20 protein-coding genes and 1 CRISPR repeat array (1 of these 21 running past the window's edge) are annotated in these 20222 nt (G+C 62.2%); of the genes, 8 read left to right on the top strand and 12 right to left on the bottom strand.

Going from position 1 to position 20222, the window contains the following annotated elements; translation table 11 throughout:
• A CRISPR array of direct repeats spans positions 1-2337; the repeat unit is 32 nt; unit sequence GTTTCAATCCACGCTCCCCCACGGGGAGCGAC (it extends 1354 nt beyond the left edge of the window).
• A gap of 295 nt (positions 2338-2632) precedes the next feature.
• The 4 genes from efp to B8V81_RS19410 all read right to left on the bottom strand — a co-directional run bounded on the left by efp (position 2633) and on the right by B8V81_RS19410 (position 5368).
• Positions 2633-3190 (bottom strand): elongation factor P, encoded by a 558-nt coding sequence (gene efp, locus B8V81_RS19425; protein ID WP_028599869.1) that lies wholly within the window; start codon positions 3188-3190, stop codon positions 2633-2635.
• Positions 3191-3214: 24 nt separating this feature from the next.
• Positions 3215-4282 carry a M24 family metallopeptidase gene (locus B8V81_RS19420; RefSeq protein ID WP_028599870.1) on the bottom strand — a complete coding sequence of 356 codons (1068 nt, stop codon included), beginning with the start codon at positions 4280-4282 and terminating at the stop codon, positions 3215-3217.
• 41 nt (positions 4283-4323) lie between these two features.
• Positions 4324-4770: a type II 3-dehydroquinate dehydratase gene (gene aroQ / locus B8V81_RS19415; protein ID WP_028599871.1), complete on the bottom strand. Its 447-nt coding sequence runs from the start codon at positions 4768-4770 to the stop codon at positions 4324-4326.
• Positions 4771-4849: 79 nt separating this feature from the next.
• Complete coding sequence (locus B8V81_RS19410; RefSeq protein WP_101809007.1) at positions 4850-5368, bottom strand: YqhR family membrane protein; 519 nt, start codon at positions 5366-5368, stop codon at positions 4850-4852.
• A gap of 179 nt (positions 5369-5547) precedes the next feature.
• On the opposite strand from B8V81_RS19410, the gene B8V81_RS19405 reads away from it, so the two are divergent.
• The gene (locus B8V81_RS19405; RefSeq protein ID WP_101809006.1) at positions 5548-6528 is read left to right on the top strand and encodes a DUF1385 domain-containing protein; all 981 of its coding nucleotides are present in this window, start codon (positions 5548-5550) and stop codon (positions 6526-6528) included.
• A gap of 31 nt (positions 6529-6559) precedes the next feature.
• A complete protein-coding gene (locus B8V81_RS19400) occupies positions 6560-6886 on the top strand; it encodes a hypothetical protein (RefSeq protein WP_146000535.1) in 327 nt (108 codons plus the stop codon).
• Between the two features lie 145 nt (positions 6887-7031).
• On the opposite strand, the gene mntR is transcribed toward B8V81_RS19400, so the two are convergent.
• A complete protein-coding gene (mntR, locus tag B8V81_RS19395; RefSeq protein WP_028599874.1) occupies positions 7032-7457 on the bottom strand; it encodes a transcriptional regulator MntR in 426 nt (141 codons plus the stop codon).
• A gap of 201 nt (positions 7458-7658) precedes the next feature.
• Here mntR and splB point away from each other — a divergent pair, with 201 nt between their 5' ends.
• On the top strand, positions 7659-8702 hold the full coding sequence (gene splB / locus B8V81_RS19390; protein WP_043111623.1) for a spore photoproduct lyase: 1044 nt from the start codon (positions 7659-7661) through the stop codon (positions 8700-8702).
• 12 nt (positions 8703-8714) lie between these two features.
• On the opposite strand, the gene B8V81_RS19385 is transcribed toward splB, so the two are convergent.
• The 3 genes from B8V81_RS19385 to yidD all read right to left on the bottom strand — a co-directional run bounded on the left by B8V81_RS19385 (position 8715) and on the right by yidD (position 12073).
• The gene (locus B8V81_RS19385; RefSeq protein WP_028599876.1) at positions 8715-9425 is read right to left on the bottom strand and encodes a cytochrome c biogenesis CcdA family protein; all 711 of its coding nucleotides are present in this window, start codon (positions 9423-9425) and stop codon (positions 8715-8717) included.
• Between the two features lie 45 nt (positions 9426-9470).
• On the bottom strand, positions 9471-11474 hold the full coding sequence (gene metG / locus B8V81_RS19380) for a methionine--tRNA ligase (RefSeq protein WP_028599877.1): 2004 nt from the start codon (positions 11472-11474) through the stop codon (positions 9471-9473).
• A gap of 389 nt (positions 11475-11863) precedes the next feature.
• Positions 11864-12073 carry a membrane protein insertion efficiency factor YidD gene (gene yidD, locus B8V81_RS19375; RefSeq protein WP_028599878.1) on the bottom strand — a complete coding sequence of 70 codons (210 nt, stop codon included), beginning with the start codon at positions 12071-12073 and terminating at the stop codon, positions 11864-11866.
• A gap of 208 nt (positions 12074-12281) precedes the next feature.
• On the opposite strand from yidD, the gene B8V81_RS19370 reads away from it, so the two are divergent.
• The 3 genes from B8V81_RS19370 to B8V81_RS19360 are packed head-to-tail and all read left to right on the top strand — an operon-like array spanning position 12282 to position 15360.
• Positions 12282-13286: a Gfo/Idh/MocA family protein gene (locus B8V81_RS19370; protein WP_028599879.1), complete on the top strand. Its 1005-nt coding sequence runs from the start codon at positions 12282-12284 to the stop codon at positions 13284-13286.
• A complete protein-coding gene (locus tag B8V81_RS19365) occupies positions 13283-14254 on the top strand; it encodes an AraC family transcriptional regulator (protein WP_043111596.1) in 972 nt (323 codons plus the stop codon). Before B8V81_RS19370 ends, B8V81_RS19365 begins: the two co-directional genes overlap by 4 nt.
• A complete protein-coding gene (locus tag B8V81_RS19360) occupies positions 14251-15360 on the top strand; it encodes a Gfo/Idh/MocA family protein (RefSeq protein WP_043111597.1) in 1110 nt (369 codons plus the stop codon). Before B8V81_RS19365 ends, B8V81_RS19360 begins: the two co-directional genes overlap by 4 nt.
• An 898-nt stretch (positions 15361-16258) precedes the next feature.
• On the opposite strand, the gene B8V81_RS19355 is transcribed toward B8V81_RS19360, so the two are convergent.
• The 4 genes from B8V81_RS19355 to B8V81_RS19340 all read right to left on the bottom strand — a co-directional run bounded on the left by B8V81_RS19355 (position 16259) and on the right by B8V81_RS19340 (position 19583).
• Positions 16259-18211: a stalk domain-containing protein gene (locus B8V81_RS19355; protein WP_101809004.1), complete on the bottom strand. Its 1953-nt coding sequence runs from the start codon at positions 18209-18211 to the stop codon at positions 16259-16261.
• Positions 18212-18353: 142 nt separating this feature from the next.
• Positions 18354-18575: a hypothetical protein gene (locus B8V81_RS19350; protein ID WP_101809003.1), complete on the bottom strand. Its 222-nt coding sequence runs from the start codon at positions 18573-18575 to the stop codon at positions 18354-18356.
• Between the two features lie 74 nt (positions 18576-18649).
• On the bottom strand, positions 18650-18850 hold the full coding sequence (locus tag B8V81_RS19345) for a hypothetical protein (protein WP_101809002.1): 201 nt from the start codon (positions 18848-18850) through the stop codon (positions 18650-18652).
• A gap of 238 nt (positions 18851-19088) precedes the next feature.
• Positions 19089-19583, bottom strand: a complete 495-nt coding sequence (locus tag B8V81_RS19340) for an Hsp20/alpha crystallin family protein (protein WP_028599641.1) — start codon at positions 19581-19583, stop codon at positions 19089-19091.
• Positions 19584-19763: 180 nt separating this feature from the next.
• Between B8V81_RS19340 and B8V81_RS19335 the strand changes: the two genes are divergently transcribed.
• Together B8V81_RS19335 and B8V81_RS19330 are read left to right on the top strand one after the other, a co-directional pair.
• Positions 19764-20003, top strand: coding sequence for a spore germination protein (locus tag B8V81_RS19335; RefSeq protein WP_101809001.1), 240 nt, complete (start codon positions 19764-19766; stop codon positions 20001-20003).
• Positions 20000-20215, top strand: coding sequence for a spore germination protein GerPB (locus tag B8V81_RS19330; RefSeq protein WP_028599639.1), 216 nt, complete (start codon positions 20000-20002; stop codon positions 20213-20215). The genes B8V81_RS19335 and B8V81_RS19330 overlap by 4 nt, the downstream gene beginning before the upstream one ends.
• Positions 20216-20222: the final 7 nt, after the last annotated feature.

The raw sequence follows: 20222 nt of genomic DNA, 5'->3' as shown, positions 1-20222 counted from the left end.
GGAGCGACTTACCAATCCGACTTATGCAGCAATGCAAAAGTGGTTTCAATCCACGCTCCCCTGCGGGGAGCGACGTCGATCATTCGATCGGCCTGACAGACGAAAATGTTTCAATCCACGCTCCCCTGCGGGGAGCGACGCGGATCTGCTTATGATACTGACGGCTACATAACAGGTTTCAATCCACGCTCCCCTGCGGGGAGCGACATGACGTACGACTTCGACGGCTTTGGAACTGAGAGTTTCAATCCACGCTCCCCTGCGGGGAGCGACGAGCATCACGGATATGGCTGGACCTTGCATAAGGATGTTTCAATCCACGCTCCCCTGCGGGGAGCGACAGCTACGACGACGCTTTCCGAAAGTGGGTGAAGGTTTCAATCCACGCTCCCCTGCGGGGAGCGACGTAAAAGAGGTCTCGGCACTCCTGCGGGAGTCGCCGTTTCAATCCACGCTCCCCCACGGGGAGCGACCCGGACGAAATCAGCTATGCCGACATCTTCCCGGTTTCAATCCACGCTCCCCCACGGGGAGCGACGAAAGTTTGACGATGAGGTCGACGATTTGGTTCTCGTTTCAATCCACGCTCCCCCACGGGGAGCGACCTAAACCGACTGACCAACCAAATGCCAAACATGATGTTTCAATCCACGCTCCCCCACGGGGAGCGACTGCGAACACCTGTATCGACTCCACACTGCTTCGGGGTTTCAATCCACGCTCCCCCACGGGGAGCGACCGAACCGCGACAAAGGCGGCGGCGCTGCGGGCTTGTTTCAATCCACGCTCCCCCACGGGGAGCGACAAGCGCAACTTTTTTACGCTAAGCCACGCGCCTACGTTTCAATCCACGCTCCCCCACGGGGAGCGACCAATAAAAACTGCACCTCCACAATCTAAATCAGGTTTCAATCCACGCTCCCCCACGGGGAGCGACGGACAATTTTGATGAGCGGGCGAACAAATATATCGTTTCAATCCACGCTCCCCCACGGGGAGCGACGACGCCCACACCGCCTTCGTGACGTACCTCTTGTCGTTTCAATCCACGCTCCCCCACGGGGAGCGACGTGGACCGGATGGAGCTAGGAGGAGATACCATGACGGTTTCAATCCACGCTCCCCCACGGGGAGCGACGCTTGTTAACTGGTACGGAGATTTCTTCACTTTTGTTTCAATCCACGCTCCCCCACGGGGAGCGACAAAATTCGTGACGATGGCCGTACCGACAGACGCGTTTCAATCCACGCTCCCCCACGGGGAGCGACTACGACGCACCACCCAGTTGATCGCCCAGATCAGGTTTCAATCCACGCTCCCCCACGGGGAGCGACCCGACAGCGCAGCGTCGGTCACGCCGTTGCCGCTCGTTTCAATCCACGCTCCCCCACGGGGAGCGACCTCTCGCCCTTGGTGTCGAGCTTGATGACCTTTGGTTTCAATCCACGCTCCCCCACGGGGAGCGACTTAATCACCTCCAGCTGCTATACGCCCTATGTCGAGTTTCAATCCACGCTCCCCCACGGGGAGCGACCGCGAGGGAATGCAAGGGATTTTGATGCGTTACCGTTTCAATCCACGCTCCCCCACGGGGAGCGACGGCGCCTTCCTCGGCCTCGACTTCTTCAACAAGGTTTCAATCCACGCTCCCCCACGGGGAGCGACCTACGGGCCGGAGGAGGACCCCGGTATGTTCTGGTTCGTTTCAATCCACGCTCCCCCACGGGGAGCGACGTAAGTGACCGTTCTCCCAAGACGCAAAGTCCACTGTTTCAATCCACGCTCCCCCACGGGGAGCGACGTGGACGCTCAAAAGCCAGCCCCGGTGCCCGGGTGGTTTCAATCCACGCTCCCCCACGGGGAGCGACCTCTTTTGATTGACGTTGATGTTTTTCATGCCGGAGTTTCAATCCACGCTCCCCCACGGGGAGCGACCGCGTGCTGCAAGGGCTCGGCGGGGGCATGGTCGCGCGTTTCAATCCACGCTCCCCCACGGGGAGCGACATAGACGTTATAGATCATGGCCGGATTCCCGTCGGTTTCAATCCACGCTCCCCCACGGGGAGCGACCAAAGTCTCCCTGTACGGTAGCCTGGATCGTATCGTTTCAATCCACGCTCCCCCACGGGGAGCGACTTCTTTTGGATGACGTAGAGGACAAAGAGGAACAGTTTCAATCCACGCTCCCCCACGGGGAGCGACGCGGCCGCCGTGTACGAGGTCTGGAAGGACGGCCAGTTTCAATCCACGCTCCCCCACGGGGAGCGACGAGGTTGCAAAAATAGATACACCTGAAGCATTTTTGTTTCAATCCACGCTCCCCCACGGGGAGCGACAGCGAATAACAGCGCTTTCAGCGCTGAAAAGTCATTTCGGCAACTGTTGCTACTATAAAATAAGCATAAGTTTAGACTTGACAAAAATCAAGACTGCGATTTTTCGATCGAATTCGACAATTTTCGAGGTGCGAATCTACTAGAGAATTCATGGGAGCTTGGCATTCGCACCGGCCGCAACAGGCTCCCGCTCGAGGCCGCCAAAATAACAAAAAAGCCGTCCGGCAAGCCGGACGGCCTTGCAAATCCCACAACCGATCTCCGCCAAAGCGGAGCGGCACGGTCGGACAAGCGTCTAGGCGCGGGAGATGTAGCGGCCTTCGCGCGTATCGATCAGCAGCAGGTCGCCTTCGTTGATGAACAGCGGCACCTGGACGGTGTAGCCGGTCTCGAGCGTCGCGTTTTTCGTCGCGCCTTGAGCCGTGTTGCCTTTGACGCCCGGCTCGGTCTCGGCGACCTTGAGCTCGACGCTGTTCGGCATCGTGATGCCGATGATCTCGCCCTTGTAGCTGGCGATGTTGACGTTCATGTTTTCTTTGAGGAAGTTGATCTCCCACTCCAGCTGCTTCTTGTCGAGGTTGAACTGGTCGAAGGACTCGTTGTCCATGAACGTATATTCGGAGCCGCTGTTGTACAGGTACTGCACTTCGCGGTTCTCGACATGGGCGCGGCCGAGCGTCTCGCCGGCGCGGAACGTCTTCTCCACGATGTTGCCGTTGCGCAGGTTCTTCAGCTTGGAGCGGACGAACGCCGCGCCTTTGCCCGGCTTAACGTGCTGGAACTCGATGACGGTGAAGATGTCGGTATCTACTTCGATCGTAAGGCCGGTCTTGAAATCATTCACTGAAATCACGGGTGATTCCTCCTAAGATGGGTTTTAAAGCGTGATGAGCTGCTTGGTCGACGAGGTCAGGATGCGGATGCCGTCATCTGTCAGGACGATGTCGTCCTCGATCCGCACGCCCCCGAAGCCCGGAATGTAGATGCCCGGCTCGACGGTGACGACCATGCCCGGCACGAGCACGATGTCGCTGCGGACGGACAAGGACGGCTGCTCATGCACTTCCATGCCGAGGCCGTGGCCAAGGCTGTGCCCGAACCGGTCTCCGTAACCGTGCTTGGCGATGACGTCGCGCGCCAGCGCGTCCGCCTGCTTGCCGGTCATGCCGGGACGGATATGCTCCAGCGCATGCAGCTGCGCCTCGAGCACGATGTCGTAGATCTCGCGGTGCTTGTCCGACACCTGGCCGACGGCGACCGTACGGGTGATGTCGGAGCAATAGCCGCGGTAGAGCGCGCCGAAGTCCAGCTTGACAAACTCGTTGCTGCCGATGACGCGGTCGCTCGCCACGCCATGAGGCAGCGCCGAACGCTCGCCGGAGGCGACGATCGTATCGAAGCAGGACGAGGCCGCGCCGCCGGAGCGCAGGAACACCTCAAGCTCGAGCGCGATGTCGGACTCCTTCATGCCGGGCTTGATCAGACCTTGGATGTAGGAAAAGGCGCGATCGGCGAGGTCGGCGGCTTCCTGCATGACCGCCAGCTCCGCCTCGTCCTTAATCATCCGCAGCTCCTCGACGAGGCCGGGAACGGGTACGAGCTCGACGCCCTGCAGCGTCTTGCTCCATTTGGCGAACTGGGCGTACGTCGTATGGTTCTCCTCGAAGCCGAGCTTCGACAAGCCGGCCCCGCGCAGCAGGTCGCCGATCGAAGCGATCGGATCCGGACCGTGCTCGACGATGTCGAAGCCGTGGACCTGCTCCGCCGCCTGCTCCGTGTAACGGAAATCGGTCAGGAACCAGGCCCGGTCCGCGGCGACGAGCACCCAGCCGGCCGATCCCGTGAATCCGCTTATGTATTGCCGATTGTATGCGCTGCCGATGAGAAGCGCCTCCAACCCTTGACTTGCCAGCTTCTCGCGAAGCTTGTCCAGCCGTTGCGCCATGTGCCGGCCACCTCCTTCAAGCTATTGATCGCTCTTCTCGCCTACTGTCCTCCGGCCTTCAGATGGTCGAGCAGCGCCGTCAGACCGAGCGAGTAGCTCGCCGGTCCAAAGCCGGCGATCTGTCCGATCGCGGCCGCGGCCGTCACCGAGACATGCCGGAACGCTTCCCGCTTGTGGATGTTCGACAGATGGACCTCCACCGCCGGCACCGACACCGAGCCCAGCGCGTCCCGCAGCGCGTAGCTGTAATGCGTGAGCGCTCCGGGATTGAGGAGGATGCCGTCGGCCGATCCATGGGCGGCATGGATCAGGTCGATCAGCTCGCCCTCATGGTTGGACTGGCGGAACTCCAGCTCCGCGCCTGCGGTCTCGGCGATGCCGCGAAGCATCGCTTCGATGTCCTGGAGGGTTGCCGAGCCATAGATGCCCGGCTCCCGAACGCCAAGCATATTGAGGTTCGGACCATTCAATACGAGAATACGGATCATTCCGCGCCTCCCATGCCCAGACGTTGAAAAAAAGGCTACTTGCCATTCTACCACAACCGGGCAGCGGTTGAGAAGGGCCTCACGGCTCCTTGCGAGGCTCGCGGGAGGCTTCGTCGTTGAATTCAAATGCGATCGAATAGCCGATGAACATGCCCCAGACGATGAACAGGCTGATCTCCGTGAAGATCGAATTCCAGCCGATCCGGGTGACCGGCTCCATCATGCCGAGCAGCGGGCCGAAAGCGAGGAAAAGCAGCGTCCACCAGAGCAGTCCGTAGAAAAACCCCGCCCACGGCCCCCGGAAGCGCCCGAGCAGCAGCTTGTACAAATAAGCCGCGACGATCGAGAACACGATGAACGCCGCGATGCCCGTCCCATGTCCCCAGCCGGTGACGAGGAACGAGCGGCGGAAGAACGGATCGGCCAAAAAGGCCGGCAGCACGGAGGTGAACTTGAAGGTATAAAGCAGCCAGCGGATCGTCCCCCAGAACAGGCCGGCCCAAAACCCGAGCGAAGCGCAGTACGACCATGGGTTCGTGACGCGGCGGGAGCGGCGCGATGCCGATGAGGCCTCGCGGGAAGCGGCGGATGCGCTCATGTCGATGATTCCTCCTTGTTAGACCGTTGTCGCAGGTAGTATGCGCCAATGCCGCCAGGATTACCGCGGCCGCCGAGGCGATCGCGCGCTGGCAATGGCTGGTGCCATCAAGTACAATAGAAGCATGCCAAGCAGGCGGCCTTCGCGGCCGTCCGAGACCTAGAGGAAGGTGAGCTTCGTTGCCAGAACCAACTACATCCATCTACGGCGGACAAGCGGTGATCGAGGGCGTCATGTTCGGCGGACGCAACGTCAACGTCACCGCCGTCCGGCGCAAGAATGACGAGATCGCCTACTATGAAGTGCCCGCCAGCCGCAAGAAGCCGTGGTATCAGCCGCTCAAGAAAGTGCCGTTCGTACGCGGCGTCATCGGCATCCTCGAGTCAAGCGCGAGAGGCTCGCAGCATCTGAACTTCTCGATGGAAGCCTATGCCGAGGACAACGAGGAAAAGGACGAGGCGTCCGATGCCGACTCCGCCAAGCCCAAGCCGGAAAAGAAGGAAGGCTGGAGCCTCGCCATGGTGTTCGGCGTCGCCGTCGCCGGCGTCATCAGCTTCATCCTCGGCAAGGTCGTGTTCACCGCCGTGCCGGCGATCGTCGAGGACCTGCTTTTCCAAGGCCGGTTCGGGAACATCGTCATCCACAACCTGCTCGAGGGCGCGATCAAGATCCTGTTCCTGCTCGCTTATCTGTACTTGCTCTCGCTCACGCCGATGATCAAGCGGCTGTTCCAATACCATGGCGCCGAGCATAAGGTCATCACCGCCTACGAGCACGGAGACGAGCTCACCGTCGAGAACGTGCAGCGCCGCACGCGTCTCCATTACCGCTGCGGCAGCAGCTTCATCATTTTCTCGGTGCTCGTCGGCGTCATCGTCTATTCTTTCTTCACTTGGGATACGCTATGGGAGCGGGTCTACATCCGGCTGCTGCTGCTCCCGGTCGTGCTCGGCGTATCCTACGAGGTGCTCCGCTTCACCAACTCGCTGCGCGAGGTGCCGGTGCTCCGCTTCCTCGGCTATCCGGGCCTCTGGCTGCAGCTGCTGACGACCAAGGAGCCGACCGACGACCAGGTGGCGGTCTCCATCGCTTCGTTCAAGCGGATGCGCGAGCTTGAGCAGCAGGTAAACGAGCCCCAGCCGGCCGGCGCAGCCGTATAATATCCACCCTATCGCGAAAGGCGGAATGAACGTGAAGCGTAGAACGGCGACGATCTGGATGGCCGTGCTGGCTTTCCTAGCCCTCATCGGCCTGGTTCAAATGGTGTTGAGCCGCAACTTTACCGCCCTGCTGCCGCTTGTCGTGCTGGCGCTGATCTTCGGCCTGTACCGGCTGAGCCCAGCCGGACGGGCGGGCCGCGCCGCGCGGCCCCGCGTCAAGCCAGGCCGCGCGGCCGCTGCTTCTTCCGCCGGCAAGCCTCGCCAGGCTGCCGCGGCCAAGCCGCGTTCGCGCAAGGCTTCCCCGTTCCGCGTCATCGAAGGCGGCAAGGACGAGGACGGCATGCCCAAATATCACTGATGCCGAATGGCACGGGAAACAAAAAAGAAGCGCCCCAGTCGGGGCGCTTCTTTTTTTGGCAGGGAAGCGGCGGCTGTCCCGTAAAAACAGGAGGAAGTGCCTGCCGACAGGCGCTTCCTCCCGCTCTCCGGCTCCACAGCCCGGCTCAGCTATCCGCTTCAAGCTCGCCGCGCAGTCCGCGGAGCGATTCGAGCCGCTCGCTGTCGCGGCGGAAATATTCGACGAGCGTCTCGATGCAGGTGATCGAATCCCAGCTCAGATGATGCTCGATCCCTTCGACGTCGCGATAGATGTTCTCCTCCTGCACCCCGATCAGCTCCAGGAACTCCTCGAGCAGATGATGGCGCTCGACAAGGCGCTTGCCCATTTTTTTGCCTTTGCTGGTCAAAACGAGTCCCCGATACTTCTCATAAATGAGGTATTGGTCTTTGTCCAGCTTCTGGATCATCTTGGTGACGGACGAGGGATGGACCTCCAGCCCCTCCGCGATGTCGGAGACGCGGGCGTACCCTTTCTCCTCGATCAGCTTGTAGATCCGTTCCAAATAATCCTCCATGCTCGGTGTAGGCATGCGACCCCTCCTAACCGGCCGTACACCTGCGCAGGGTGACTGCCATGCTCCTTAGTATCATACAACGTAAAGAATCGCCCTCGCAACTTGCCCCTCTCCTGAATGTACCGGATTGCCGGCGCTCCGCAGCGGTCAAAATAAGCTTGTTTTCCGTTCTCCCATCCCGATCGAGCAAGGAGGCCGCCGACCTTGAGCACCACGATGGAAAGACCCCCCGCTAGGCTCGAATCGTTCGTACCGGAGCTGGTCTATTTTGAGCCGGATGCGCTGAGCTATCCGAAGGGCAAACGGATCTACGAATGGGCGGTCCAGCAAGGACTGCCCGTCCGCATGACGACCTCGCACAACCGGATCACCGATCTGCCCGGCGAGTCGGAGCTGGAGAAATACCGGATCGCCAAGCGCACGCTTGTCGTCGGCCTGCGCAAGACGCTGAAGTTCGATACGTCGAAGCCGTCCGCCGAATATGCCATTCCGATCGCCACCGGCTGCATGGCCCATTGCCATTACTGCTACCTGCAGACGACGCTCGGCGCCAAGCCGTATGTGCGCGTCTACGTCAATACCGAGGAGATCATGGACGCGGCGCGCGGCTATATCGCGGAGCGGGCGCCGCAGATCACCCGTTTCGAGGCGGCCTGCACGTCCGATCCGGTCGGACTCGAGCCGATCAGCGGCTCGCTCGCCGAGCTGATCGAGTTCATGGCGGACCAGGAGCTCGGGCGGCTGCGATTCGTCACCAAGTTCCACCATGTCGACTCTCTGCTCGGACTGCGGCATAACGGCCATACGCGCATCCGCTTCAGCGTCAACGCCCGCTATGTCATCAAGAACTTCGAGCCGGCGACCTCCAGCTTCGAGCAGCGGATCGAAGCGGCCGGGAAGGTCGCCCGCGCCGGCTATCCGATCGGCTTCCTGATCGCGCCGATCATCTGGCATGACGGCTGGGAGGAAGGCTATGCCGAGCTGCTGGACAGGCTCGCCAAGGCGCTGCCGTCTGGAGTGCCCGATCTGACGTTCGAGCTGATTCAGCACCGCTTTACGAAAACGGCAAAAAATACGATTGAAAAGCGCTACCCGAAGACGAAGCTTGAGATGGACATCGAAAAGCGCAAGTACAAATGGGGCCGCTGGGGACAGGGCAAGTACGTTTATCCCGATGAACAGGCAGATGCGCTCCGGATGTTCATCTCGGAGCGCATCTTTGACCGCTTCCCCCAGGCGACGATCGATTACTTCACCTGAGGCAGCGATGTTCTAGAACTTGAGCCAGTCCGGCGTGATGCTGTTCAGATAGACCGTAATGATGTACATGCGGTCGGTGAACAGCAGCACCCCCATGACGAGCATCAGCCCGCCGCCGAGCTTCATCAGCAGCGACGAATACTTGAGGATCCAGCGGGCGGAGCCGATGAAGAACGCCAGCAGGAAAAACGGAATGGCGAAGCCGAGCGCGTAGGCGGTCGTCAGGCTGAACCAGGTGCCGGGATCCGACGCGGCGAGCGCCAGGATGCCCGCCAGGATCGGTCCGATGCAGGGCGACCAGCCCGCCGAGAAGCCGATGCCGAAAATAAAGGAGCCGAGATAGCCCGAGCCTCTCTTGACCGGCAGCTTGAAATCCCGCATGAGCGCTCGCGGCTGGAACAGGCCGAGCAGGAACAATCCCATCAGCATGATGAGGATCGCCGACAGCATGCGGATCAAATCCTGATAATCGGAGAACAGCTCCGCGAACTTGTTCGTGCTGTAGCCGAGCGTGTAGTAGACGACCGAGAAGCCGAGAATGAAGAACAGCGTGTGGGTCATTGTCCGCCGCCGCACTTCCGCTCCCGGCTTTTCGCTTTTCAGATCGGCGACCGAGATGCCCGTAATATAGGAAAGATACGAAGGATAGAGCGGCAGGCAGCACGGCGAGATGAACGATGCGATCCCGCCGATGAACGCCAGGCCGATATTGATGCTGGACATGGCTGGGGCGATTCCCCTTTCGGTGATGCGAGTGGAAGCCTGGCCTTACTTCACGACCGCGCCGTTCGGCATCGAGTCCGGCACCGTCGCCAGCGTCAGCTGATCGCCCTGCGAAGCGGCCAAAATCATGCCGCGCGACAGCTCTCCTCTAAGCTTGACCGGCTTGAGGTTCGTCACGCAGATGACTTTGCGCCCGACGAGCTCCTCCGGCTTGTAGAACTTGGCGATGCCGGAGACGACCTGACGCTGCTCGAAGCCGAGGTCGAGCTGCAGCTTGAGCAGCTTGTCGGCCTTCGGCACCGGCTCGGCGGCGATGACCTGGGCGACGCGCAGCTCCACCTTGGCGAAGTCGTCGATGCCGATCTCCTCCTTGAGCTCCGGCGCCTCCACCGGCTCGGCGGCCGCAGGCAGCGCCGCGGCCGATGCCGCGGCTTCGGCTGCTGGAGCCTCGGCCGGTTTGGAGCCGCCGGAGATCGCGCTCACGATGTAGGCGATCTCTTCCTCGGCGTCGAGGCGCGGGAACAGCGGGCTGCCCTTGGCGACGCGCGTGCCGCCCGGCAGGGAGCCGAACTCGCGCGCGCTGTCCCATGAGGCGAGCGGGCCTTCCTCGACGCCGAGCTGGACGCGGATCTCCCTCGGCGCGCGGGACATGAACGGCGTCAGCAGCACGGAGACGATGCGCAGCGACTCGGCCAGATGATGCATCGCGGAGGCGAGCTCGGCGCGGCGCGCCTCGTCCTTGGCGAGCACCCACGGCTGCGTCTCGTCGATGTATTTGTTCGTGCGGCTGACGAGCTGCCAGATGGCCGAGAGCGCGACGGAGAACTGCATCGACTCCATCGCTTCCTCGACGGCGGCGATGGAATCGGCCGCCTGCTTCTCCAGCGCCTCGTCGAACGGCGTGACCTTGCCGGCATAGGCCGGAATCTCGCCGCCGAAGTATTTGTCGATCATCGCGACCGTCCGGTTCAGCAGATTGCCGAGGTCGTTGGCGAGATCGAAGTTCAGCCGCTCGACGAAGCCTTCCGGCGTGAACGTGCCGTCCGAGCCGAACGGCACCTCGCGCAGCAGGAAGTAGCGCAGCGCGTCCAGTCCGTAGCGGTCAAGCAGCACGACCGGGTCGATGACATTGCCTTTGGACTTGGACATCTTGCCTTCCTTGACGAGCCACCAGCCGTGGCCGAACACCTTTTTGGGCAGCGGCAGGTCGAGCGCCATCAGCATGATCGGCCAATAGATCGTATGGAAGCGCACGATCTCCTTGCCGACGAGATGCACGTCCGCCGGCCAGAACTTGCGGTAGGCCGACTCGTCGTCCGAGCCGTAGCCGAGCGCGGTGATGTAGTTGGAGAGCGCGTCGATCCATACATAGATGACATGCTCCGGGTCGTTCGGCACCTGGATGCCCCAGTCGAACGTCGCGCGCGATACGGCCAGATCCTCGAGCCCCGGCTTGATGAAGTTGTTGATCATCTCGTTTTTGCGCGACTCCGGCTGGATGAATTCCGGATGCTCCTCATAGTAGCTCAGCAGCCGGTCGGCGTACTTGCTCATGCGGAAGAAATAGCTCTCCTCCTTGACCAGTTCGACCGGGCGGCCGCAGTCGGGACAGTTGCCGTTCTCGAGCTGGCGCTCCGTGAAGAACGACTCGCATGGCGTGCAGTACCAGCCCTCGTATGTTCCTTTGTAAATGTCGCCCTGATCCAGCAGCTGCTTGAAGATCTTCTGCGCGGACAGCTTGTGGCGCTCCTCCGTTGTGCGGATGAAGTCGTCGTGGCTGATCTCGAGCTTCGCCCACAGCTTTTGAATCTCCGAGACGTTGCGGTCGAGGAACTGGATCGGCGTGAGGCCTTCTTCCTTGGCGGAGCGCTCGATCTTTTGGCCATGCTCGTCAGTGCCGGTCAGGTACCAGACGTCGTAGCCGCGCGCGCGCTTGTAGCGCGCCATCGCGTCGCCGGCCAGCGTGCAGTAGGCGTGGCCGATATGCAGCTTGCCGCTCGGATAGTAGATCGGAGTCGTGATATAGAACGATTTGGTCTCGCTGGACATGGGGATCCCTCCGGATTTTCTTTTGAAAAAAAACAAAAAGCCCCCGTCCGCCATGGGACGAGAGCGGGAGCGCTTCGTGGTACCACCCAAATTCCCTTCGCCGCGGGGCCGGATGCCGGCTGCGGGGAAGGCTTCGTGCGCCGCCTCCGAGCTGGAGGCGACGGGGACCGGTAACGTCGGCCTGACGTCCGCGCCTGGCGCTTCCGCCGGCTAGGCGGAGCGATCGGAGCGGATTCCTCCGGGGCCATCTTCATCCCGCTCCTCCGGCCGGCTTGCACCGTCGAGCCCGGCTCTCTGAGAGCGGAGGCTGCGGAACTACTCTTCCCATCATTGGAAATTCGATATGGTACGGTAATGATACCGAATGGCGGCCGGACCTGTCAAGGAAGCTACGGCACCGGATCGTAGCCTCCCGGATGGAACGGGTGGCAGCGCAGGATGCGCCTCGCCGCCAGCCAGGAGCCTTTGGCTGCGCCATGCTTCTCGATCGCTGCGAGCGCGTAGGCCGAGCAGGTCGGATAAAAGCGGCAGGTCGGCGGCTTGAGCGGCGAAATGACCTTGCGATACACATGGACCGGCGCCTGCACGACGCGTTTCATCCCCACTCCCTGCTCCCCCTTCCTATGAAATGCTTGTGCTTCCTTCTATTGTGAAGGAGCGCCTATGCGAATGCAACCGAATCGCTTGGCGCGATATCGAAGCTTTTATGTCCGATTCGCGCACTATGAAGACGGTTTCTTCTATGATAACTTGGAGGCATGTCGTATTATCATAGTTATGCCCATCTCGAGAGGAGTTCGTGAACCGATGAAGATCCGTCTAGCCAAGCTCAGCTACTGGCATGTCCATGCCTGGGAGTATACCGGTTATGCCCAGGAGCATCCCGATACGGAAATCGTGGCCGTATGGGACGAGATTCCATCCCGCGGCGAGGAGGCGGCGGCCAAGCTCGGCGTGCCGTTCCATGCCGACCTGGACGCCTTGCTGGCGTCGCCCGGCATCGACGGCGTCATCGTCGACGCGCCGACGACGATGCATCGCGACATCATGGTGAAGGCCGCGCGCGCCGGCAAGCATATCTTCACCGAAAAGGTCGTCGCGCCGACGACGGCCGAGCTGAACGATATTCTCGACGCCGTGCGCAAGGCGGGCGTCAAGCTGACCGTATCGCTGCCGAGACTGAACGATCCGTATACGGTCGCGGTTCGCGATGTTCTTTCCCGCGGCCTGCTCGGCCAGCTGACCGAGATCCGCGTTCGGCTCGCTCATGACGGCTCGCTCGCGAACTGGCTCCCGGAGCATTTCTATGCGCCGGAAGAGACGGCGGGCGGCGCGCTGATCGACCTCGGCTGCCATCCGATGTATCTGACCCGCCTGTTCGCAGGCTCGATGCCCGAGAGCGTCACAGCCGCTTACGGCTATGTCACCGAGCGTCAGGTCGAGGACAACGCCGTCGCGCTCCTGTCCTGGCCGGACGGCGCCGTAGGCGTCGTCGAAGCAGGCTTCGCGAGCCGCCACTCGCCGTTCCAAATCGAGCTGTTCGGCACGGAAGGCGCGCTGCTGTTCGGCACGCCGGACGAGCGGCTGCTCGTCCGCAGCACCAAGCTTGAAGGCGAAGGCTGGAGCGAGCTGCCGCTGCCCGAGCGGCTTCCGAACGCGTTCAGCCAATGGGTCGGCCATATCCAAAACGGCACGGAAGCCGAGGAGAACATCGCGCTGGCGTCCGATCTGACGCGGCTCATGGAAGCGGCGAACCGTTCGGCGGCCGAAGGACGGCGCGTCGCGATCTCCGAGCTGCCCGCACGGGGATGAGGACGCTGGCCAAGCCCTATGCCGTCATGCTGGAGAAGCAGGACAGCCTCGACCGGCTGGAGCTGGGCTTCCGCTGGGGCGGGTATCGGCTGCGCGTGCTTCATTTCCATCTCGCCCCTTTTCCGGAGCATCATCTCATCCGCTTCCACAAGCATTCCGAATACGAGTTCCACTTCATCGCCGGCGGCAGCGGCATGCTGGCGCTCGAGGACAGCGAACACGCCTTTTCCGAGGGCATGTTCTATCTGACCGGCCCGGGCGTCGTCCATCAGCAGCTGGCCGGGCCAGGCGGCGGCATGCAGGAGCTCTGCCTTCATATCGACATCCAGCCTGAGTACGGCCCTGCGCCGGAAGGCGAGGAGCCGTGGGAAGCCGAGGAAGCGCGCAATTGCGTCGAGGCGCTCGACCGGCTCGGCGCCATGCCGATGGCAGACCGCTGCAAGGCGATGCCGTGGTTCCTCGCGGCCTATCAGGCGGTCGCCGAAGGGGCGCCCGGCTGGGCGACGACTGTCAAGCAAGCCGTCATCCAGATTCTGCTGCGGGCTTCCCGCGCCGCGCTCGACAGCCAGCCCGCCGTCCGGCAGCCCGAGCGGGACATGGCGAGCTACCGCTATCAGCGGGTGACGCAGTTCATCCGCGACAACTACGCGCGGCCGATCACGCTCAAGGAAGTCGCCGAGCGCATCCATGTCAGCAGCCGCCAGCTGCAGCGCATCATGAAGGAGCAGGGCGGCACCTCGTTCAGCGAGTACGTCGAGCGCTGCCGGCTCGAGCGCGTCTGCGCGTCGCTCGCCGAGGACAGCGTCTCGATCGAGCGGATCGCGGCCGATACCGGCTTCCAGAGCGGCAACTACCTTCATTATGTGTTCCGCAGGCGCTTCGGCATGACGCCAAGCCGCTACCGCGAGCACTCCCGCAGCCTGCCCGGCTGGCAGCATATCCACGAGGAGGGAAAGATATCCCTATGACGACAACCACCATCCGCATCGGCATCATCGGCAGCGGCGGCATCGCCGGCATGCATGCCGCCGCCTACAAGACCATTCCCGGCGTGGAGATCGCAGCGGTAGCCGACGCCATCCCCGGCAAGGCCGCCGAATTCGTCGAGCGCCACGGCCTGAGCGGCACGCTCGCCTTCGACGACTATCGCGAGCTGCTGCAGCTCGATCTTGACGGCGTAAGCGTCTGCACGCCGAACTCCGCCCACCGGCAGCCGACCGTCGACTCTCTGGAGGCCGGCAAGCATGTGCTGCTGGAGAAGCCGATGTCCGTCACCCTCGACGAGGGGCTGGACATGGTCCGGGCTTCGCGCCGCAGCGGACGCATGCTGACGATCGGCTTCCAGCCGCGCTATGATCCGAACATGAAGCTGATCCAGGACATCGTCCGCTCCGGCAAGCTCGGCAAGGTGTATTACGTCGAGACCGGCGGCGGACGCCGCCGCGGCATGCCGGGAGGCACGTTCATCCGCAAGGAGCTGGCCGGCGCCGGCGCGATGGCCGACATCGGCTGCTACTCGCTCGACCTGGCGCTGAACGCGCTCGACTATCCGAAGCCGCTGACCGTGTCGGCGAGCACGTTCAACCATTTCGGCCGCAATCCGGTCTATCATCCGGAGGCGGACCGCTTCGACGTCGAGGACTTCGGCACGGCGCTCATCCGCTTCGAGGGCGATCTGACGCTGCATTTCAAAATCAGCTGGGCGATGCATCTCGACTCGCTCGGGACGACCAACTTCCTCGGCACCGACGCCGGGCTGAAGATCACGCCGTTCGGCCAGGGCAACTGGTCCGGCGTCTGGGACGGCAAGGTCGGCAGCATCCAGATGTTCCATGACTTCATGGGCGGCCAGACGATGACGCAGGTGCCGCTCGTCGAGCATGCCATCGATCTGTTCCGCGAAAAAGTCCGCGACTTCGTCGACGCCATCCGGGAAGGACGCGGCGCGCCGATTCCCGGCGAGCAGATCCTCATCCAGCAGGCGATCATCGACGGCGTGCTCCGCTCCGCCGAGCAGCGCGCCGAGGTGAGCGTCTCCGTGCCGGACTTCGCCGGCGGCCCGGCCGAGGATTAGGGCTGAGGAAGGAACCGCGGCCGAATCGCATCGCGCGGCGGGACGGCAAGCTGGAACCGCCCGCGCGGCGAGGGGGCGCATGGCTTTGGCCAAGATCGATCGAAACGCAGCTAGCGCTCCGTCTCTTTTTCGTGGGAGAGGGTTCTGCCCGCTGCCTGGTTTCGCGCCACTATGCCCGTTTGGCCTCCGCCTACCCGAGTTACTCGGTTTCTCCGCGCAACTTTCCCCGTTTGGCCTCCGCCGACCCGAGTTACTCGGTTTTTCCGCGTAACTCTGCCCGTTTGGCCTGACAGCACGAATCAAGTAACTCGATTTTTTCGACTTAATCCCTCAGCTCCGTGCCTCCAACCGCCATGTAACTCGATTTTTTCGACTTATCCCTCAACTCCGTACCGCCGACCATCTATTAAGCTATCAAGCAAATTCATACTCGAACGAGCGCACGTTGGAACGTCAACTCCGACTCTTCCGGACCGGGGAGGAGAGCTGTTCTGCCGTCTCCCGGGTATGCGGGAGACGATTCTCCCTAATAAAAAGGGGGTGGAGAAGTGCTTGGACAAGGCGAAGCGGAGCGAGACGATGCCTTTCGGAGAAGCGGCAGCGGTCCTCTTGGAAGACGGATGGCCTCCGCATAGGAGGTCAGGGGATCAAGCCATCCGGCTTCCAGTGGAATCGGAGAAAGGCTCGGCTCGCGCAGCGGGTTCTTTGTCAAACATAGCCTGCTTCTCCGGCTTCCGCCGAGAAAGGCTCGGCTCGCGCAGCGGATTCCTTGTCCTATTGCAAGCCCCACTCGCGCAAGCAAAAAGAGCCTGCTCCCCAGGTCCGCTGGACCTTGAGAAACAGGCTCTCCCCATTACAGGCTCTCCCCATTACAGGCTCTCCCCATTCAATCGACTAGCTAGCTCTTCTCCGCCGGGAGCGGCTGGAAGATCATCGTGATTGGCAGGTTGCTGCCCGACGCGATCAGGTACGTCAGGTTCAGCGTCTCGCGATAGTTGCCCGAGCGATAGAGCACCATCGCTTCGTCCTGCGAGCGCAGCCAGCCGCTGCGCGGCACCGGCACGAGGCTGCCGTTGACGATGAAGGCGCCCGTGTAGAGGCCGCCGCGCGGGTTGAGCGCGACGAGCGTGCGCGGAGCGAGCTGGATGTTCATCTTGTACAGCACGCCGAAATTGCCGCGGTTGAGCTGCAGCGAGCCGTCCGTATTGTCGTAGCCGTCCAGATACGGATCGAGCTTGTTGTCGCCGAGCACGATGCGCTCCGCCTTGCCGCCGAGCACGCCCGGGATGTCGATCTCACGCGTAGCGTTGTTGAACGAGCCGCGCGTATGCTTGCCGTCGGCCGGCATGAGCTGCAGGCGGCTCAGCTCCTTGATCGGATCCTTGCCGTCGGCGACGACGACGACGCGGAAGCGCAGCGTCTGGTCCGAGGTGACGTCCGCATAGGCGGAAAAGATCAAGTTCGGCTTGATGAGCGTCGAGATCTCCGTCAGCACCTTGACCGACTGGCCGGGCTTCACCGTCGTGTACTTGACCGTCGGAGGACTCAGCAGCGAGTCCAGATAGCGGACGGTCGACATCTTGCCGGTGTTGTCCTCGTACTGGTCCGGTCCGCCGGCACCGAAATGCTTGACGCCGAACGTCGCCGTGCGGTATCCCTCGTTCGTCGCGACCAGGTACATGCGCACCGGATAGCCGGTCGTGTTCTTGTTATGGAACAGCAGCCGGATGTCGCCCTGGAACTGATCGTCGTACGCGATGCCCTCGGAGGTCCACAGCTCCGGGCTGTTGCTGCGGATCATCTTGGACGGCTCGGAGTGGAAATCGTACGACAGCGTCGGAATGTTCAGCACCGACTTGCCGTCGACCGGGAACATGTCGCCGATCGCCGTGAACAGCTTGCCGTACTCCTCGCGCGTATAAAGCACCTCGTCCGAGATCCGGATCGTCTTCGTGACGCTGGAGGCGTAGCCCTCCTCGTCCGTCACCTCGAGCGTGATCGCCTTCTCGCCGGGCTCGAAGAACACCTCCTGCTTGCCGATCCAGTATTCCTTGAGATCCTTCGTATTGTCGTCCGTGCTGAGGTTCGTAAATTCGATGCGCTCGCCTTGACGGTAGACGTCCTTGTCGGTGCGGAAATCCGCGACCGGAGGCTGGTTCGGCGCATGCACCTGAATCGTCAGCGTGAACGGATCGCTCCAGGCGCCGGTCGCGTCCTGGACGGTGCGGGTAATCGTATAGGTGCCGGGATCGAGGAACACCTCCTGCCGGCCGATCCATTCCTCATTGAGGAGCGGCGCTCCCTCCGGCGAGCTGTAGCGGTCTACGTACGTCACCGGGTCGCCGGTATAGATCTTGGCCGGGTACACGCTGAACGCCGCGCTCGGCTTGGTGTCCCAGGCGAGCGTCACGTTGACGCCGGCCGCCGAGACGCGGCTGCCGGTCGCCAGCGCCCAGGTGCGGATCGGCACCATCATCGAGCCGTTCAGCGAAAAGGCGGCCGCTTGGCCGGTCAGGCTCTGGCCGTTCGCGTTCACGACTTTTGTGTTCATGCGGAAACGGATCTCGCCGGACGGCGTCCGGGCGATAGATTCCTTCGTCTTGGCGTCGTAAGAGACGGCATAGCCGTAACGGGCCGCCATCGAGGCGAACGAGGCGTAAGAGACGCCATCGCGGATGGTGAGAGGCTGAGCGCCGATATGAATCGTGCCGTTCAGCACCATCTGCTTGCTGTTTTTGGTAAGCACGAGCACATTGGACGCGGCTCGCGCGGTCGCGGTGTCCGCGGCGGCTCCACCTAGCAGGGGAACGAGAATAAGAGCAACGACGAGCAGCCACTTGATCGGTTTCATGCTTCGACTCCTTTGTTGTCGGACGGCACCGGATGCCGTGCCTTCCCTATGTCGATAGCATAAACGCCTTTGCCACCGGAAAGTTGCGAGACGGCCGGGAACCGTCACCAATTCGCCACTAAATTTGCCTGCCCGGGTTGCGTTATCCGTTCAGTCTCATATTCGTCAGGAACGCGGCGGAGGCGGCGACGAAAAGCGCCGCGGCCAGGATCGCCGTCAGCAGCCTGCGCCGCCGCAGCAGCCGCAGCCGCTCCGGAGCGTCTCCGCGATGGAGCGCGTCGGCATAGGCGCGGTGCATGAACATCGACCAGATCACCATCGCGACGAAAGCGAGATTGAAAAAGAACCATACGAACTGCCACATCTGACTCGACCTCGATTCGGCTGAAATAAAAGGAGGAGCCTGCCCGGCTGCGGGAGGCTCCATCGGCGTTCAGGCTAGATATACCATATATCCAGCAGTAGATAGAAGACGACGGCGCTGATGACGCTGCCGGCGAAGTAGAGCCAGCCTGCGCGGAACTGCTGCTGGAACATCTTGAGCACCCCGAGGCTGAGCAAGGAAAAGATAAGCAGGATGAAGACGGCGCCGAGCACGAACAAGCCCGCCGGCACGTTGCTGACATCTACGGCAGTCACCTATGACACTCCTTATGTAAAGAAATCTCCTTCTAGCATCATATCGGAAGCGTTTGCCGAACGCAACCCGCATCCGGGCCGGGCCGCTAGGCCCGTGCCGCCCGATCCGCTAGGCGCTGTGCGCCCGAGCGGACCGGGCCGCTCGCGAGGCGGCCGGCATGCCGCTGCGGCATGCGCGGCCGACATCGCTCGACCGGCTTTACGCTGCCGCTCGGCTCGACCGGCTTGACGAGCGGACTCAATCCATGCCCTCTTCGACCGAAATGGTGATATAGCGGCTCACCGGCTTCTTTTTCATCCGGATGCGCAGCACGCCTCCCCGCAGCACCGCCCGCGTCGAACGCGGCAGGATCGGCGAAGGCAGCTTCAGCACCTGCGGCTTGCGTCCGGGAAGTCCTTCCAGCTTGAGCCGCTCCTCCTTGGCCATCACGCGCAGCGTATCCCAGTCCGGATCGCCGTTCATCGGCAGCTTGAGCACGAGATAGTCGCGGCTCTCGCTCCACTGGGCTTCGATCGAGGAGATCGCCGCCTGGAACTCCTTCTCCCGCGCCTCCGGCTCGGCCGCCGCTTCCTGCAGTCCCGACAGACCGGCGCTCGGATTGCCGCTCATCGCGCTTTCCATCATGCCTTTGACGAACCGCGCCACCCATTCCGGATCCTTCATCATCTCAAATCCTCTCGGGAGCTGCTGCCTGGACAGCCAATCCTGCAGCCGCTCGAATCTCTCGCCCATGGGCATTCGCCTCCTCATGCCTACGCTATGCACGGAGCCGTCATGCCGTGACAGCTTTCGCCGGGACGGCCCGCCTTTTGGAACATTTGGGCGAATGCCGCATATAGTGGGGATATAGGCGGCAGCCCGGGCGTGGCTGCGGCTCGCCTATCTTTCCGATACCGATACGAGGTGAATCCCATGCCAGCAGCTGTAGGCTTCGTCAACATCGTCAGCATCGGCTCCAGCGGCGTCGTGCAGTTCGGGGATACGGTGCAGATCTCTCCGTCGAGCACATCCAAGACGTATGCCGGCTCCGGCTCCTTCCTCACCGGCGGTCTCACGAACGCCAACAACGGACTGAGCGCGACCAATACGCTGGATCCGGACCTGCAGGACAACTCCACCAATGAAGTGGCGTCGGGAGCGAACATTATATGAACCTGACCGTCCATCAATCGATCACGATCCATCAGCTGCGCGTCGACAGCGTCGCCAACAGCTCGGTGCTCCAGATCGGCAGCGCCGGCTCCATCCGTCCGGTCTCTCAGCTGTACAACTCGGGCGGCTTCGACAAGCCGGCCGAGGCGCTCACCGCCGCCGAAGAAAGCTCCAACGCCCTGAACTTCGTTCCTTTGCCCAATCCAAGCTGATCCGCCA

It is taken from the genome of Paenibacillus pasadenensis (assembly GCF_002864175.1).
GTDB classification, from domain to species: domain Bacteria; phylum Bacillota; class Bacilli; order Paenibacillales; family Paenibacillaceae; genus Paenibacillus_O; species Paenibacillus_O pasadenensis.
This window is presented reverse-complemented; position numbering and strand designations above follow the sequence as displayed.